This window comes from Enterobacter sp. 186315 (genome assembly GCF_053290175.1).
Genome location: NZ_JBPTTK010000001.1, coordinates 169,104 through 183,473, shown reverse-complemented (window position 1 = coordinate 183,473; position 14,370 = coordinate 169,104). Strand labels below are relative to the sequence as shown.

Genomic DNA, 14,370 nt, shown 5'->3' with positions numbered 1-14,370 from the left:
TACAGTGAAGACGCTAAACGCCGCGCGTGCAAGGCGTTAGCGCACAAATGTGGTATTAAGGTTTCACTAATCTTCGCTCCCTATACTCACCGCATCAATATAAAGAATGGTTTGTTAATGATGTGGTTTGCAAAAAAGTTACAGTGTAACGATATAAAATTCACCCTGGGCTGCGCGCTCTTCTTTACGGTATTAAATGCCCTGTTTATTCAGCGCAGCTGGGCCATTATCGCCCCTGCCCATTTGCACGACTTGCTGTTCGCCGCCTCCGTGCCGCTGGTGCTGTTCTGCGGCTGGGTCATTGTCTTCAGCGTGCTCAACATCCCCTATATCCGCAAGCCGCTGCTGATTGTGCTGACCATAGGGTGCGCCGCCGCGACCTTTTTTATGTACACCTACGGCGCGGTTATCGACCAGAACATGATGGTTAACGTCTTCGAGACTAACTCCCAGGAGGCCACCGCGCTGCTCACGCCGCAGCTGATCCTGTGGATTGCGGTTGCCGGGCTGGTCCCTTCCGTTGTGTTAGCCCTGACGCGCATCCGCACCGGGAAATGGTGGTATGCCCTGCTGACCCGCGTTGCCGCGATGCTGGGCGCGCTGCTGGTCATCATCCTGGTGGCGTCCGTTTTCTACAAAGATTACGCCTCGCTGTTTCGCAACAACAAAAGCATCGTCAAGATGGTGACGCCGGCCAACTACGTCAGCGCCGTCATGCGTTACAGCAAAATGCGCTGGTTTGCCGGGGATCAAACGCTGGTGCGCATGGGTGAAGACGCCCGTAAAGGGCCGCTGATTTCCAGCCAGCAGAAAAAAACGGTGCTGGTACTTGTGGTGGGCGAAGCGTCCCGCGCGGCGAACTATTCGCTGAACGGCTACGGGCGTGAAACCAACCCGGAGCTGAAAAAGCAGGACGTGATTAACTTCCCGCAGGCCTCTTCCTGCGGAACCGAAACGGCGGTCTCCGTGCCGTGCATGTTCTCCGGCATGCCGCGTAAAAAATACGATGCCGACCTTGCCCGCCATCAGGAAGGCCTGCTCGACGTGCTCGGACACGCGGGCGTTAACCTGCTGTGGCGTGATAACGACGGCGGCTGTAAAGGGGCGTGCGACCGTATTCCGCACACCGACATGACCCAGTGGAAGCTGGATCAGTTTTGCAAAGACAAATCCTGCATTGATGACGTGAACCTGTATCGTCTGGATAACGTGCTCGACGGCCTGAAGCAGGATACCGTGCTGGTGATCCACCTGATGGGCAGCCACGGCCCGGCCTACTACCGCCGCTACCCGGATAGTTTCCGCAAATTCACCCCTACCTGCGACACCAACGAGATCCAGGATTGCGATCATCAGGCGCTGATTAACACCTATGACAACACCATTCTTTATACCGACAGCGTGGTCAGCAGAACCATCGACGCCCTGAAGGCGCGTCAGGGCAGCATGAACACGGCGCTGATTTACCTCTCGGATCACGGCGAATCGCTGGGCGAAAGCGGGATCTACCTGCACGGCACGCCGTACATGCTTGCACCTGAACAACAAACGCATATTCCGTTTATGTTCTGGCTCTCCCCGGATTACGCCCGTAACTACGGGGTTAACGCGCAGTGCTTGCGCGGCGAGGCTGCAAAAAATGCGGTTTCGCAGGACAATTTGTACGCTACCGTGCTCGGGATGATGGATGTGAAATCAACGGTTTACCAGCCACAGATGGATATTCTTCACCCTTGTCGGCAGTCGACACGCTTGCAATAGACCGAACGGTCTATTAGAGTGCGATCCATGAGCAGAAACACTGAACACTACACACGCGAAAACTTACTGGCTACCGGCGAGCGTCTTTGTATGCACCGCGGGTTTACCGGTATGGGGCTGAGCGAGCTGTTAAAAACCGCCGAGGTGCCGAAGGGGTCGTTTTACCACTACTTCCGCTCCAAAGAGGCGTTTGGCGTGGCGATGCTGGAGCGGCACTATGCCGGATACCATCAGCGCCTCGCCACCCATTTTGACAGCGGCGCAGGCAACTATCGCGATCGTGTGCTGAACTACTATCAGGAAACGCTGAACCAGTTCTGTCAGCAGGGCATTATCAGCGGATGCCTGACGGTAAAACTCTCTGCCGAGGTGTGCGATCTCTCTGAAGATATGCGCGCCGCGATGGATAAAGGCGCCAGCGGTGTCATCGCGCTGCTGGCGAAGGCGCTTGAGAACGGCCGCCGTGAAAAAACGCTGGCCTTCTCCGGTGAGCCGCTGACTCAGGCGCAGGTGCTGTATGCGCTGTGGTTAGGGGCAAACCTGCAAGCCAAAATATCTCGCAGTGCGGTGCCGCTGGAAAGCGCGCTGGCACATGTGAAAAGCTGTATTACAACGCCTGACGTATAAGGCGTTTTTATTTATCTTATTACTAGTCGACTGGTCTACTCAGGAGTATCTATGTCCGCTGAAAAATTATTTACCCCACTGAAAGTCGGTGCCGTTACCGCGCCAAACCGCGTATTCATGGCCCCACTGACGCGCCTGCGTAGCATCGAACCGGGCGATATCCCTACGCCACTGATGGGTGAATACTATCGCCAGCGTGCAAGCTCTGGTCTTATCATCTCTGAAGCAACCCAAATCTCCGCCCAGGCCAAAGGCTACGCGGGTGCGCCTGGCCTGCACAGCCCGGAGCAGATCGCCGCGTGGAAAAAAATTACCGCTGGCGTTCACGCTGAAGATGGCCGTATCGCGGTGCAGCTGTGGCACACAGGCCGTATTTCACACAGCAGCATCCAGCCTGGCGGCCAGGCGCCGGTGTCCGCCTCTGCCCTGAGCGCCAACACCCGCACCTCGCTGCGCGACGAAAACGGCAACGCGATCCGCGTCGATACCTCCATGCCGCGTGCGCTGGAACTCGACGAGATCCCGGGCATCGTGAACGATTTCCGTCAGGCTGTCGCCAACGCCCGTGAAGCCGGTTTCGACCTGGTCGAGCTGCACTCCGCCCACGGCTACCTGCTGCACCAGTTCCTCTCTCCGTCTTCTAACCATCGTACCGACCAGTACGGCGGCAGCGTCGAAAACCGCGCGCGTCTGGTGCTGGAAGTGGTGGATGCGGTATGTAAAGAGTGGAGCGCCGACCGTATCGGTATTCGCGTATCCCCGATTGGCTCTTTCCAGAACGTCGACAACGGCCCGAACGAAGAAGCCGATGCGCTGTACCTGATTGAAGAGCTGGCAAAACGCGGTATTGCCTACCTGCATATGTCCGAGCCGGACTGGGCGGGCGGTCAGCCTTATACCGAAGCATTCCGTCAGAAGGTACGCGATCGCTTCCACGGCGTAATTATCGGTGCGGGCGCGTACACCCCGGAAAAAGCGGAAGATCTGATCAATAAAGGTCTGATTGATGCCGTGGCGTTTGGCCGTGACTTCATCGCCAACCCGGATCTGGTGGCCCGCTTGCAGAAAAAAGCCGCGCTGAACCCGCAGCGTCCGGAAAGCTTCTACGGCGGTGGTGCTGAAGGTTACACCGACTACCCTTCCCTGTAATTCCCCCGTTTTGCATTGATAGCGGCGATGATTCGCCGCTATACTAAAACATCGTTTCTGATCAAAAAGATAATCCATTCCATTGGTTAATGAGGACATTATGCGCTTACTTCACACCATGCTGCGTGTTGGCGACCTGCAACGTTCTATCAATTTCTACACTAACGTACTGGGCATGAAGCTGCTGCGCACCAGCGAAAACCCGGAATACAAATACTCGCTGGCGTTTGTTGGTTACGGTGAGGAATCCGAAGAGGCCGTTATTGAGCTGACCTATAACTGGGGAGTCGACAGCTATGAGCTGGGCACCGCTTATGGCCACATCGCCCTGGAAGTCGACAACGCGGCGGAAGCCTGCGAACGCATTCGCAGCAACGGCGGTAACGTGACCCGTGAAGCAGGCCCGGTAAAAGGCGGCACCACGGTTATCGCTTTCGTAGAAGATCCGGACGGTTACAAGATCGAACTGATCGAAGCCAAAGACGCGGGTCGCGGTCTGGGCAACTGATCCTCAGGGCGCATTATGCGCCCGTAGTTTTACTGCATCCCCTCTTAAAATTTGCCATAATGCGCACTGCTTTTTTCCCCATGTAAGAGACCCAGATGTCCGATAACGCTCAACTTACCGGTCTGTGCGACCGTTTTCGTGGTTTTTATCCCGTTGTGATCGATGTTGAAACAGCCGGATTTAACGCTAAAACCGATGCGTTGCTTGAAATTGCCGCTATCACGCTGAAGATGGATGAACAGGGCTGGATTTCACCGGACACCACGATGCATTTTCACGTTGAGCCATTCGAAGGCGCCAACCTTCAGCCTGAAGCGCTGGCCTTCAACGGTATAGACCCTCACAACCCTCTGCGCGGTGCCGTCAGCGAATACGACGCCCTGCACGCCATCTTCAAAATGGTGCGCAAAGGGATGAAAGAGAGCGACTGTAGCCGCGCGATCATGGTGGCGCATAACGCAACCTTCGATCACAGCTTTATGATGGCGGCAGCCGAACGCGCATCGCTCAAACGCAACCCTTTCCACCCGTTTGTCACCTTCGACACCGCTGCGCTGAGCGGCCTGGCGCTGGGACAGACGGTGTTGTCTAAAGCCTGTATCACGGCGGGTATCGAATTTGACGGCACGCAGGCGCACTCGGCGCTGTACGATACCGAGCGTACGGCAGAGCTGTTCTGTGAAATCGTCAACCGCTGGAAACGCCTGGGCGGCTGGCCGCTGCCCGTCAATGACGAGGCCGACCCTCAGCCCTGAGCCGGTTTTGCAGGCAATAAAAAAGCGACCTCAACGGGTCGCTTTTTTTATCTGCGCGGAAGAGAACTTATTCTGCGCCTGGCTCTTCTGTTTTGTACTTGGCTGCGGTCTCTTTGATCAGCTGCTGCAATTCGCCACGCTGATACATTTCGATCAGGATATCGCAACCGCCAACCAGCTCACCGTCAACCCACAGCTGCGGGAAGGTCGGCCAGTTTGCGTATTTAGGCAGCTCGGCGCGAATGTCCGGGTTTTGCAGGATATCGACGTAAGCAAAACGCTCACCGCAGGCAGACAGCGCCTGTACCGCTTGCGCGGAGAAGCCGCAGCTTGGCAGCTTCGGAGAACCTTTCATGTACAGGAGAATCGGGTTTTCAGCGATCTGGTGCTGGATTTTTTCAATAGTGGTGCTCATGTTTTGCTTCCTTATACTTCCGTTACGGCATACGTCTGACATTGTAGCGGTTCAGACCAACATCGGAAAATAACATTTTTGTCACGTATAGCTATTTTAACCATTAGTCGCAAAAGATGCATTCAATATATAGTTTAACCCTGCTGCGCATAAGGTTTTGCTCAAGGAGCGAGCAACAGTGTGTCAAATCGATCAATTTTTTTGCACTCGCTAACGAAACATAATTTTAGATTGAAAAATGCTATTAACTTCCGGGCTTTTTATAGATTAGAATCGACGGGTTTTGAAAATCATTCGCAGGTAGTATTGATGACCTGCAATTACCAGAGGATTGGCCAGTGGCGCGGATAACTAAAATCTCGATCACGCTCTGTGCTTTATTGTTTACATCACTCGCATTCACGCCAGCGGCTAACGCATCACAGCAGGTGCGGCATTCTGCCGTGCAAAAAACGCATCTGGCGAAAAACACAGAACGTAAGAAAAAAACCACCAGCAAAACCGAAAAGAAAAAAACCACAGCAACTACCAAACGTACGACCTCCAGCAAAGCCAAAGTCGCCCGCATCACCCCTTCCAGCACGCGTAAAGTTCAAAAAACGGCCGCAAACCTCGTCAACGAAAAATGTACCGTCCGTAAAGGGCGTAAAACCAAGTGCGTGAAAGGGATGAAAATCGCTGAAGTGCATAAGGTGCGCGTACAGAAGGCGCAGAAAACGGCACTGAATAAGCTGATGGGGCAGATCGGCAAACCTTACCGCTGGGGCGGCACATCGCCGCGTACCGGATTCGATTGCAGCGGCCTGGTCTATTACGCCTATAAAGATTTAGTGAAATTCCGTATTCCTCGCACCGCGAACGAAATGTACCACCTGCGTGACGCCTCCCCGGTTAATCGCGGCGAGCTCGAAAACGGCGACCTGGTCTTCTTCCGCACCCAGGGGCGCGGTACGGCTGACCACGTTGGCGTTTATGTTGGCAACGGGAAATTCATCCAGTCCCCGCGCAGCGGCCAGGACATTCAGATTACCTCTCTGAGTGAAGATTACTGGGTTCGTCATTACGTTGGCGCCCGCCGCGTCATGACCCCGCAGACCATCCGCTAACCCCTGCCCTGCCGCACTGCGGCGGGGTAAGTTCCTCTTTTGCATACCCTTTCAATTTGCTACTCTATCCCTGTTGTCTGTATGGTTATTGGCAACATTAAAAACAATAAGGAGAGATGCAATGTCGTTCGAATTACCTGCATTACCGTATGCAAAAGACGCCCTGGTCCCACATATTTCTGTGGAAACCCTGGAATATCACTACGGCAAACACCACCAGACCTACGTCACCAACCTCAACAACCTGATTAAAGGCACCGACTTTGAAGGCAAAACGCTGGAAGAGATCGTGCGTAGCGCTGACGGTGGCGTATTCAACAACGCCGCTCAGGTCTGGAACCACACCTTCTACTGGCACTGCCTGGCACCAAACGCGGGCGGAGAACCGACCGGCGAACTGGCTGCGGCCATCAACGCCGCGTTCGGCAGCTTTGCGGATTTCAAAGCGAAATTCACCGACGCCGCGATCAAAAACTTCGGCTCCGGCTGGACCTGGCTGGTCAAAGAGGCGGATGGCAAACTGGCTATCGTGTCAACGTCTAACGCAGGTACACCGCTGACCACCAGCGCAACCCCGCTGATGACCGTCGATGTGTGGGAACACGCCTACTACATTGATTACCGTAACGCGCGCCCGAACTATCTGGAGCATTTCTGGGCGCTGGTTAACTGGGAATTTGTTGCGAAGAACTTCGCAGCGTAAGAGACACGCAGAAGGGTTCGCCCTTCTGCGTTTTTTTATTCTGCCGCGCAGGCGGCTTCCGGCTGTTTGCGACCGGACATCAACACCAGCAGCAATCCCAGCGCTGCGATAATTGCGCCCATCACCGGCACAAAGCTGTATCCCAGCCCGCCTGAAATCACCGCACCGCCGGCTGCCGCACCCAGCGCATTGCCGAGGTTGAACGCCCCGATATTCACCGATGATGACAGCCCCGGCGCCTCGTGCGCCACGCGCATCACCCGCATCTGCAACGGCGGCACAACGGCAAAGGTCGCCGCACCCCAGATAACCATCGCCACCGCCGCGCCAATTTCATTGCGCGCCAGCCACGGGATCGCCACCATAATGACAATCAGCAGGGTCAAAAAGCCCTTCAGCGTGCCGCTGACCGAGCGATCCGCAAACTTGCCGCCGAGGAAATTGCCCACCGAGAAGCCGACGCCAATCAGCACCAGCATCGCGGTCACAAACAGCGGCGTGGCGTGAGTGATGTCGTGCAGCACCGGCGAAATATAGGTATAGAGCGTAAACATCGCTCCCGCGCCCAGCACGGTAGTCAGCAGTGCAGACAACACCTGAGGGCGCAGCAGCACCGACAGCTCTTTACGCACGTCAGGACGCTCCCCTGCGCTGCCCTTCGGCAGCGAGAAGAACAGCGCCGCCATCGCCACCACGCCAAGCCCCGCCGTGGCGAGGAAGGACATACGCCAGCCAATGGCTTCGCCTAACCAGGTCGCAGCGGGCACGCCGCCGATATTGGCGATCGTCAGCCCCATAAACATGGTTGCTACGGCGCTTGCCTGCTTGTGCTTCGGCACCACGCTTGCGGCCACCACTGAACCCAGGCCGAAGAAGGCCCCGTGGTTAAGGCTCGTCAGAATACGCGACAGCATCAGCGTGGTGTAATCCGGCGAAATGGCGGAGAGCACGTTGCCCAGCGTAAAAATAGCCATCAGGAAAATCAGCGCATTGCGTCGCGCACGGTGAGAGAGCAGCAGCGTCATTAACGGCGCGCCGATCATCACGCCAATGGCGTAGGCGCTGATCAGCATCCCGGCGGCCGGGATCGAGACATCCACGCCCCGGGCGATAACGGGCAGTAATCCCATTGGGGAGAATTCAGTGGTGCCAATCCCGAAAGCGCCAATCGCCAGGGCCAGCAGGGGAAAATTGATTTTCATGGGTCAACTCCGGTTGCCGTGTCATTACGCGACACAGGACAAAGAAGCCGAAAGCATGACACCAATCACAAAAAATGAGAAGTTAACAATTTGGCAAAAGATTTTTGCTGAAGAAGTAACAATCGAGGAAGGTATTGAGGAGGGAGAAGGCTCTCCCCCCTTGTAAATCAGTGCAGCGCGGCCGTCAAACCGCCAGCCACGATTAACGCCAGCACGATAACGGTGGTAACAAGCGAAAACTTCAGATCGGAACTCATCAATTTTTCTCCTTTTAATCCCCCCACGAAAAGTGAGCTTGCTCATTTTTACACAGTTCAGGTCAAAAATCTTCCTGGATTTAAACCGATCCTCATTTTAACTCTTCCCCTTTTCATCAAGATAGGACAAAATTCCACGCTAAATTTATTAGCGTACCGGCCATTGATCCCCTCCTGACGTCCCGTGTCGTTTTCCCGGCGTGCCGCAATCCAGAATTGCGCGTTAAGGGTGTGAGAAGGCAAACGTTTACCTTCCCGTTTTTCAGGAGCTTAGGATATGGTCTGGAGTGACATTTAATGGCAACAATTAAAGACGTGGCAAAACGAGCAAACGTTTCCACTACAACCGTATCACATGTAATTAACAAAACCCGTTTTGTTGCTGAAGAAACGCGCAACGCCGTCTGGGCGGCGATCAAAGAGCTGCACTACTCTCCAAGTGCGGTGGCGCGTAGCCTCAAGGTAAACCACACCAAGTCGATTGGTTTGCTGGCGACCAGCAGCGAAGCGGCCTATTTCGCTGAAATTATCGAAGCGGTTGAGAAAAACTGCTTCCAGAAAGGCTACACCCTGATTCTGGGCAACGCCTGGAACAGCATTGAAAAGCAGCGCGCCTATCTGTCGATGATGGCGCAAAAGCGCGTGGATGGCCTGCTGGTGATGTGCTCCGAATATCCGGAGTCCGTGCTTTCGATGCTGGAAGAGTACCGTCATATCCCGATGGTGGTGATGGACTGGGGCGAAGCGCGCGCAGACTTCACCGACTCGGTTATCGATAACGCCTTCGAAGGCGGCTACATGGCCGGACGTTACCTGATTGAACGCGGTCACCGCGAGATTGGCGTGATCCCGGGCCCGCTGGAGCGCAACACCGGTGCCGGTCGTCTGGCGGGCTTTATGAAAGCGATGGAAGAAGCGCTGATCGCCGTACCGGAAAACTGGATCGTGCAGGGTGACTTTGAGCCGGAATCCGGTTACCGCGCGATGCAGCAAATCGTGTCCCAGCAGCACCGTCCGACCGCCGTATTCTGCGGCGGCGATATCATGGCGATGGGCGCGCTGTGTGCCGCCGACGAGCTGGGCCTTCGCGTGCCGCAGGATATTTCGGTGATCGGGTATGACAACGTGCGCAACGCGCGTTTCTTCACCCCGGCGCTGACCACTATCCACCAGCCGAAAGATTCGCTGGGCGAAACGGCCTTCAATATGCTGATGGACAGGATCGTGAACAAGCGCGAAGAGTCCCAGTCTATTGAGGTTCATCCGCGTCTTATCGAGCGCCGCTCGGTCGCAGACGGCCCGTTCCGCGACTACCGCCGTTAATCTCTTTACGGGGCCAGCTAAGCTGGCTCCCGTAGCCACTCCCGGTTCAGGGTTTCGCTATCCCCTAAATAATCCAGAAGCCAGGCCATCGCGGGCGAGACGTCGTTTTGCTGCCACGTCAGGCAACAGGCCGCGTCCGGGAACGGGTTCTCAAGCGCCAGCGCCACCCACTCTCCGGCATCGATGCGCGGGCGCGCAAAATGGACCGGCACCATCGCCACGCACAGCCCCGCCGACAGACAGGTCGCGGAGGATTCCCAGTCCGGCGCCACCACCCGTCGCTGGTTGTCCAGCAGCCAGGTGATGCGCTTGGGCAGCGAGCGCGAGGTATCTTCCAGCACCAGCGACGGCCAGTCGCGCAGCGTGTCGTCGCTCAGCGGCCCGGCTATTTGCGCCAGCGGATGCGTGCTTGCCACCACGCACGTCCAGCTCAGCATGCCCATATCCCGAAACGCGTAGCGCCCCCCTACCGGAATGGCCTGGGTCGCGCCGATCGCCATCTCTGCCCTGCCGTCCGCCAGCGCGTCCCATACGCCGTTGAACACCTCCTGGGAGACGCGCAGCTCCACGTCGGAGAAATGACGATAGAAATCCACAATCATCTGCCGGGTGCGTTCGGGCTTGACGATGTTATCCACCGCAATCGACAGGTGCCCGCGCCAGCCGTTGGCGATCTGCTGGCACTGCTCGCGGGTGATCTGCATTTTTTTGATAACAGAACGCCCTTCTTTTAAAAACCACGCCCCCGCAGGCGTTAATTCCACGTCGCGATGGCGGCGTTCAAAGAGCGGAACTGCCAGCCACTCCTCTAACTGCCGCACCGTATAGCTGATGGCTGACGGGACGCGGTGCAGTTCCTGCGCGGCTGCGCTAAAGCTGCCGTTACGGGCGACAGCGTCCACCACTTCAAGAGAATAATCTGACCACATTTTCTGCCTGCAAAATTTTTGAATGCAACCGCCAAATATTAGCGTTTCACAAGCCGCTTTGCACTCCCTACACTTTGCGCCAATTACACCTGCCTCCTGAAGGAGAATAAAAGAATGCAACCTGGGAAAGGATTTTTAGTCTGGCTTGGCGGTCTGAGCGTGCTGGGCTTCTTAGCCACCGACATGTATTTACCCGCTTTTGCCGCCATGCAGGAGGATCTGCAAACCCCTGCCGCCGCCATCAGCGCCAGCCTGAGCCTGTTCCTTGCCGGTTTTGCCTTTGCGCAGCTGCTGTGGGGGCCGCTCTCGGATCGTTTTGGCCGTAAGCCGGTGCTGTTGCTGGGCCTGGCGATTTTTGCCGTGGGCTGTCTGGGGATGCTGTGGGTTCGCGACGCGACCTGGCTGCTGGTGCTGCGCTTCGTTCAGGCGGTGGGCGTGTGTGCGGCGGCGGTCACCTGGCAGGCGCTGGTCACGGATTACTATCCGGCGTCGCGCACTAACCGTATTTTCGCCACCATCATGCCGCTGGTCGGCCTGTCTCCGGCGCTTGCCCCGCTGCTGGGAAGCTGGATCCTGGCGCATTTCGACTGGCAGGCTATTTTCGCTACGCTGTTTGCTATCACCCTTGTCCTGATGCTGCCCGCGTTTGCGCTTAAGCCCGCGCATAAAAAAGTTCTGCATCCCGAAGCGAAACCGATCACCTTTACCTCGTTACTGCGTAGCAAAGCCTATCGCGGAAACGTGCTGATTTACGCGGCCTGCTCTGCGAGCTTCTTCGCGTGGCTGACGGGTTCACCCTTTATTCTTCACGATATGGGCTACAGCCCGGCGGCGATTGGCCTGAGCTATGTCCCGCAGACCATCGCCTTCCTGATTGGCGGATACGGCTGTCGTGCGGCGCTGCAAAAATGGCAAGGCCAGCAGATGCTGCCCTGGCTGATGGTGCTCTACGCCCTCAGCGTAATCGGTACCTGGGCGGTCGGGTTTATTCCGGGCGCGGGTCTGGCTGAGATCTTGATTCCGTTCTGCGTGATGGCAATTGCAAATGGTGCGATTTACCCGATTGTGGTGGCGCAGGCGTTACGCCCGTTCCCGCAGGCTACGGGGCGTGCTGCCGCCTTGCAGAATACGCTTCAGCTTGGCCTCTGCTTCCTGGCAAGCCTGGTGGTCTCTGCCCTGATTACCACTCCGCTGCTGACCACCACCAGCGTGATGCTGGTAACCGTTGCGCTGGCGGTACTTGGCTACAGGATGCAATCGTCCGCTCAGAAAGCGTCAGATAACGGCACGCAGGCGGAAACGTCGCACGCATAATCGCGGCTGAAATTATGTTACATTTCAGTGATTAGGTTGCTAAGAATTTTCTATTGAATCACCAAATTTTGAGGCCTATACTAAATTTGGTTCGATTAAATACGATAAATATTAAGTGTTAACGGGAGCCGGAGTGCTCCCGTTTTACCATGGAAGGCATTTCGGCAAGGGCTATCCCCTTCCTCTGTTCTACGTCGGATATTAGCCTCACGGTGGAATACCGTGAGATTTCTCACAAACCAAAAAAAGCGTCTACGCTGTTTGAAGGTTCTGATCACAGCAGGTGATGGAGAAGCTATGAGTTCATCGTGTATAGAAGAGGTCAGCATTCCGGACGATAACTGGTCCAGAATCGTCAGTGAACTATTGGGTCGTGCAGGCATCGCCATCAACGGGCCGTCCCCCTCGGATCTTCAGGTCAAACATCCCGATTTTTTCAAGCGCGTGTTGCAGGAGGGATCGTTAGGCCTGGGTGAGAGTTATATGGACGGCTGGTGGGAATGCGAGCGGCTGGATATTTTTTTCACAAGCGTATTACGCGCCGGGCTGGAAAATCAGCTCCCCCGCCATTTCAAAGACACTCTCCGCGTGGCGTCTGCCCGCCTGTTTAATTTGCAAAATAAGAAGCGGGCGTGGATCGTCGGTAAAGAGCATTACGATCTCGGTAATGACCTTTTTAGCCGGATGCTCGATCCCTTTATGCAATATTCCTGCGCCTACTGGAAAGAGGCCACCACCCTTGAAGATGCCCAGCAGGCTAAACTGCGTCTGATCTGCGAGAAATTGCAGCTACAGCCGGGAATGCGCGTGCTGGATATCGGCTGCGGCTGGGGCGGGCTTGCCCAGTTTATGGCGCAGAATTACGGCGTCAGCGTGGTGGGCGTGACGATTTCTGCCGAGCAGCAAAAGATGGCGCTGGAACGCTGTCAGGGGCTGGATGTGGATATCCGTCTTCAGGATTACCGCGACCTTAACGAGCAGTTCGATCGCATTGTCTCCGTGGGCATGTTTGAGCACGTCGGGCCGAAAAATTACAAAACCTATTTCGAGGTCGCCGATCGTAACCTGAAGCCTGACGGTATTTTCCTTTTGCACACCATCGGCTCTAAGCGCACCGACAACAATGTCGATCCCTGGATCAATAAATACATCTTTCCGAATGGCTGTTTACCGTCCGTTCGCCAGATTGCGAACGCCAGCGAGCCGCATTTTATTGTGGAAGACTGGCATAACTTCGGCGCGGATTACGACACCACACTGATGGCATGGCACGCGCGCTTCCAGGCGGCCTGGCCGGAAATTGCAGACAACTATTCCGAACGATTTAAACGCATGTTTAGCTATTATCTGAACGCCTGCGCGGGTGCATTCCGGGCGCGTGATATACAGCTCTGGCAGGTTGTTTTCAGCCGTGGGGTTGAACACGGCCTGCGCGTGGCCCGATAAAAAATAACCCCGGATATCCGGGGTTGTTTTTATTCCGCTTCTGCCGCCCTGATAATTGCCGCCTCTTTTGCGGCCAGCACGCGTTCAACGGTATCCACTACCGCCTGGGTCTGCGGATCTATTTCAATATTCACGCGATGGCCCAATTTTTTCGCCCCCAGCGTGGTGCGCTGCAATGTTTCTGGAATTAAATGCACGCAGAAACGTGTCGCCGTGACTTCACCCACCGTCAGGCTAATACCATCAATACCAATAAATCCTTTATAAAGGATGTATTTCAGTAATGAAGGGTCCTGCACTTTAAACCAGATCTGGCGGTTATTTTCGGAAGTCAGTATTTTCGCAACTTCCGCCGTGGTCATAATGTGGCCCGACATCAAATGTCCGCCAATCTCATCGCTGAATTTCGCGGCGCGCTCAACGTTGACAGTATCACCGACCACCAGCTCGCCCAGATTGGTGATCCGCAGCGTTTCTTTCACTAAATCAAAGCTGATGTGGTTGCCGTTAATTTCAGTCACCGTCAGGCAACACCCGTTATGCGCAACCGACGCGCCTGTTTCCAGGCCATCGAGCATATATTCCGGCATCTCGATAACGTGGGTGCGGAAATTGGGTTTTTCATCAATGGACACCAGTTTAGCCGTGCCCTGAACAATACCAGTAAACATGCTTACAACTCCTGTTTCTTGCGTACGGTGGTGACACCGTTTAATCCCACCACAATAACAGTTGGAAAAACAGGTTGCCAGTGGAGCGCATTTTCCGGCGATTTTTTCACTAGATAATTAGTTAAACCCCGCTACAATAGCTGGCGCCCCCCTGCATTTTCTTCTTGCTGCCCGTTATGGCGGCTTTTTTTAGTCTCTCTTATA

General features: G+C 55.4%; 15 protein-coding genes. 10 read left to right on the top strand and 5 right to left on the bottom strand.

Annotated features, from left to right (window positions below; all coding sequences use genetic code 11):
- The first annotated feature begins 120 nt into the window (after positions 1 to 120).
- The 5 genes from eptA to rnt all read left to right on the top strand — a co-directional run bounded on the left by eptA (position 121) and on the right by rnt (position 4,800).
- Complete coding sequence (gene eptA, locus ACSVHP_RS00895; protein ID WP_447550865.1) at positions 121 to 1,761, top strand: phosphoethanolamine transferase EptA; 1,641 nt, start codon at positions 121 to 123, stop codon at positions 1,759 to 1,761.
- A gap of 27 nt (positions 1,762 to 1,788) precedes the next feature.
- Positions 1,789 to 2,388, top strand: a complete 600-nt coding sequence (locus tag ACSVHP_RS00890) for a TetR/AcrR family transcriptional regulator (protein ID WP_447550661.1) — start codon at positions 1,789 to 1,791, stop codon at positions 2,386 to 2,388.
- Positions 2,389 to 2,439: 51 nt separating this feature from the next.
- Positions 2,440 to 3,537, top strand: coding sequence for an alkene reductase (gene nemA / locus ACSVHP_RS00885; protein ID WP_234675208.1), 1,098 nt, complete (start codon positions 2,440 to 2,442; stop codon positions 3,535 to 3,537).
- Between the two features lie 100 nt (positions 3,538 to 3,637).
- Positions 3,638 to 4,045: a lactoylglutathione lyase gene (gloA, locus tag ACSVHP_RS00880; RefSeq protein ID WP_234675207.1), complete on the top strand. Its 408-nt coding sequence runs from the start codon at positions 3,638 to 3,640 to the stop codon at positions 4,043 to 4,045.
- 95 nt (positions 4,046 to 4,140) lie between these two features.
- Positions 4,141 to 4,800 carry a ribonuclease T gene (rnt, locus tag ACSVHP_RS00875; RefSeq protein WP_234675206.1) on the top strand — a complete coding sequence of 220 codons (660 nt, stop codon included), beginning with the start codon at positions 4,141 to 4,143 and terminating at the stop codon, positions 4,798 to 4,800.
- Positions 4,801 to 4,867: 67 nt separating this feature from the next.
- On the opposite strand, the gene grxD is transcribed toward rnt, so the two are convergent.
- Complete coding sequence (gene grxD / locus ACSVHP_RS00870) at positions 4,868 to 5,215, bottom strand: monothiol glutaredoxin 4 (protein WP_234675205.1); 348 nt, start codon at positions 5,213 to 5,215, stop codon at positions 4,868 to 4,870.
- 338 nt (positions 5,216 to 5,553) lie between these two features.
- Here grxD and ACSVHP_RS00865 point away from each other — a divergent pair, with 338 nt between their 5' ends.
- Together ACSVHP_RS00865 and sodB are read left to right on the top strand one after the other, a co-directional pair.
- A complete protein-coding gene (locus ACSVHP_RS00865; RefSeq protein WP_447550660.1) occupies positions 5,554 to 6,321 on the top strand; it encodes a C40 family peptidase in 768 nt (255 codons plus the stop codon).
- A 121-nt stretch (positions 6,322 to 6,442) separates the two neighbouring features.
- Positions 6,443 to 7,024 (top strand): superoxide dismutase [Fe], encoded by a 582-nt coding sequence (sodB, locus tag ACSVHP_RS00860; RefSeq protein ID WP_234675203.1) that lies wholly within the window; start codon positions 6,443 to 6,445, stop codon positions 7,022 to 7,024.
- A gap of 35 nt (positions 7,025 to 7,059) precedes the next feature.
- On the opposite strand, the gene ACSVHP_RS00855 is transcribed toward sodB, so the two are convergent.
- Both ACSVHP_RS00855 and cydH read right to left on the bottom strand, forming a co-directional pair.
- Positions 7,060 to 8,226 carry an MFS transporter gene (locus ACSVHP_RS00855; protein ID WP_234675202.1) on the bottom strand — a complete coding sequence of 389 codons (1,167 nt, stop codon included), beginning with the start codon at positions 8,224 to 8,226 and terminating at the stop codon, positions 7,060 to 7,062.
- A gap of 167 nt (positions 8,227 to 8,393) precedes the next feature.
- Positions 8,394 to 8,483 (bottom strand): cytochrome bd-I oxidase subunit CydH, encoded by a 90-nt coding sequence (gene cydH, locus ACSVHP_RS00850; protein WP_042319665.1) that lies wholly within the window; start codon positions 8,481 to 8,483, stop codon positions 8,394 to 8,396.
- A gap of 297 nt (positions 8,484 to 8,780) precedes the next feature.
- On the opposite strand from cydH, the gene purR reads away from it, so the two are divergent.
- On the top strand, positions 8,781 to 9,806 hold the full coding sequence (purR, locus tag ACSVHP_RS00845) for an HTH-type transcriptional repressor PurR (protein ID WP_234675201.1): 1,026 nt from the start codon (positions 8,781 to 8,783) through the stop codon (positions 9,804 to 9,806).
- A 17-nt stretch (positions 9,807 to 9,823) separates the two neighbouring features.
- Here the strand turns inward: purR and punR are convergent, their stop codons facing one another.
- Positions 9,824 to 10,735 (bottom strand): DNA-binding transcriptional activator PunR, encoded by a 912-nt coding sequence (gene punR / locus ACSVHP_RS00840; RefSeq protein WP_417313848.1) that lies wholly within the window; start codon positions 10,733 to 10,735, stop codon positions 9,824 to 9,826.
- 114 nt (positions 10,736 to 10,849) lie between these two features.
- On the opposite strand from punR, the gene punC reads away from it, so the two are divergent.
- On the top strand, positions 10,850 to 12,049 hold the full coding sequence (gene punC / locus ACSVHP_RS00835) for a purine nucleoside transporter PunC (protein ID WP_447550659.1): 1,200 nt from the start codon (positions 10,850 to 10,852) through the stop codon (positions 12,047 to 12,049).
- Between the two features lie 297 nt (positions 12,050 to 12,346).
- Positions 12,347 to 13,495: a cyclopropane fatty acyl phospholipid synthase gene (cfa, locus tag ACSVHP_RS00830; protein ID WP_447550658.1), complete on the top strand. Its 1,149-nt coding sequence runs from the start codon at positions 12,347 to 12,349 to the stop codon at positions 13,493 to 13,495.
- 29 nt (positions 13,496 to 13,524) lie between these two features.
- Here cfa and ACSVHP_RS00825 read toward each other — a convergent pair whose 3' ends face one another.
- Positions 13,525 to 14,166, bottom strand: coding sequence for a riboflavin synthase subunit alpha (locus ACSVHP_RS00825; protein WP_417313851.1), 642 nt, complete (start codon positions 14,164 to 14,166; stop codon positions 13,525 to 13,527).
- Positions 14,167 to 14,370 lie beyond the last annotated feature (204 nt).

What these genes read in the sequence shown, in the direction of transcription:
- cydH (WP_042319665.1), bottom strand. Translation starts at nt 8,483, where the DNA reads ATGAGTTCCGATCTGAAGTTTTCGCTTGTTACCACCGTTATCGTGCTG.
- punR (WP_417313848.1), bottom strand. Translation starts at nt 10,735, where the DNA reads ATGTGGTCAGATTATTCTCTTGAAGTGGTGGACGCTGTCGCCCGTAAC.
- gloA (WP_234675207.1), top strand. Translation starts at nt 3,638, where the DNA reads ATGCGCTTACTTCACACCATGCTGCGTGTTGGCGACCTGCAACGTTCT.
- cfa (WP_447550658.1), top strand. Translation starts at nt 12,347, where the DNA reads ATGAGTTCATCGTGTATAGAAGAGGTCAGCATTCCGGACGATAACTGG.
- ACSVHP_RS00855 (WP_234675202.1), bottom strand. Translation starts at nt 8,226, where the DNA reads ATGAAAATCAATTTTCCCCTGCTGGCCCTGGCGATTGGCGCTTTCGGG.
- ACSVHP_RS00890 (WP_447550661.1), top strand. Translation starts at nt 1,789, where the DNA reads ATGAGCAGAAACACTGAACACTACACACGCGAAAACTTACTGGCTACC.
- rnt (WP_234675206.1), top strand. Translation starts at nt 4,141, where the DNA reads ATGTCCGATAACGCTCAACTTACCGGTCTGTGCGACCGTTTTCGTGGT.
- nemA (WP_234675208.1), top strand. Translation starts at nt 2,440, where the DNA reads ATGTCCGCTGAAAAATTATTTACCCCACTGAAAGTCGGTGCCGTTACC.
- purR (WP_234675201.1), top strand. Translation starts at nt 8,781, where the DNA reads ATGGCAACAATTAAAGACGTGGCAAAACGAGCAAACGTTTCCACTACA.
- punC (WP_447550659.1), top strand. Translation starts at nt 10,850, where the DNA reads ATGCAACCTGGGAAAGGATTTTTAGTCTGGCTTGGCGGTCTGAGCGTG.
- sodB (WP_234675203.1), top strand. Translation starts at nt 6,443, where the DNA reads ATGTCGTTCGAATTACCTGCATTACCGTATGCAAAAGACGCCCTGGTC.
- grxD (WP_234675205.1), bottom strand. Translation starts at nt 5,215, where the DNA reads ATGAGCACCACTATTGAAAAAATCCAGCACCAGATCGCTGAAAACCCG.
- eptA (WP_447550865.1), top strand. Translation starts at nt 121, where the DNA reads ATGTGGTTTGCAAAAAAGTTACAGTGTAACGATATAAAATTCACCCTG.
- ACSVHP_RS00825 (WP_417313851.1), bottom strand. Translation starts at nt 14,166, where the DNA reads ATGTTTACTGGTATTGTTCAGGGCACGGCTAAACTGGTGTCCATTGAT.